The organism is Pseudomonas sp. R62 (genome assembly GCF_000257605.1).
GTDB lineage: Bacteria > Pseudomonadota > Gammaproteobacteria > Pseudomonadales > Pseudomonadaceae > Aquipseudomonas > Aquipseudomonas atacamensis.
Window position 1 is genome coordinate 3,101,179 of record NZ_JH635998.1, and the last position, 1,132, is coordinate 3,102,310.

The window sequence follows — 1,132 nt, forward strand, 5'->3', positions numbered from 1 at the left end:
GTCGTGATAAGCCATGCGCAGGCCATATTCGCCGAACGCGCGATCGCCGCGCGTACCGAGGCCGGCCTGCCAGGTGCGGGACTCGTGGCCATCTTCGGGCAGACCGGGTTGCGGTATTTCCAGCTCCGGCGCCGGGTTCTTGTTGATCGCCCGCAGCAATTCGAAACTGCGCTGCGCTCGTTGCGGGTCGCGCTCCTGACCGTTGGCGCGGTAGCGCTCCAGACGATAGGCGGCGTCAACGATCAACGCCTGACGTGCGCGCGGCAGGGCTTTGAACGTTGGCTCTTGCAGGACTTTTTGATCGGCGCTGACCTTGAGCACCCATTGTTGTTCGTCATCGCTCAACGGTTCGGCGCGGCTGAGCAGTTCACGTTCGCGGGACGGGCGATATTCGATGTGTTCGACCAGCCCGGCCTCTTTCACCGCTTTGACGGTGTCGGTGGGGATTGCGGTCAGCGGGAACTGTTCGGTCAGGCGCAGGCTCGGCCGCGCCACTTGCAGCAGTTCCAGCAAGCGATACGAGCAGTTTTCGTCGAAGAAGAAATAGTCGAACTGGATCTGCTTGAGCTCCCACACATGTTCGACCATGCGTGCGGTTTCTTCCTGAGTCAGATTGAGCCGGTATTCCCACAGATCGCGGTTTTCCAGGCTGCGGTATTCCGAGAGTTTTTCCTGATACGGCACCAGCGCGAACAGCCCCGGGTAGCCGCCCATCAAGCCTTTCCAGGCATACAGAATGCTGTTGTCCGAGCCTTCGATGTAGGCGCCGAAGTTGATCGCGTAGCTGAGCAGCGAGGTCTTGTCGGCCTGCACATCCGCCTGATCGATGCGCAGCAGGGTGTGGCCGAACATCGACGACGGGCTGTTGAGATACGCCGCCGGGAAAATCATCACCGCGCTGTGCGGCGAGACGTCCTTGAACCATTGCTTGTATTCGGCGCATTCCGGCGCTGGCAGGTCAGCGAGATTGAGCTGCGCTTTCAGCCAGCGCGTGCGCGCCGGGTATACACATTGTGCGTGCTGCTCGCCGAGGCTGGCCGGGGCGAACAGCGCCTGCACGGTGGCGGCCAGTTCGCGGTCCGGATGCTCGTTGCCGTCGGGCGCGAGAAAGAACTTCTTGTCGCTGACATAG

1 protein-coding gene is annotated in these 1,132 nt (G+C 61.7%); it reads right to left on the reverse strand.

The window, feature by feature from the left end; genetic code table 11:
- A partial coding sequence (locus OQK_RS15020; RefSeq protein ID WP_038860974.1) for an Lnb N-terminal periplasmic domain-containing protein occupies positions 1–1,132 on the reverse strand: 1,132 nt, incomplete at both ends.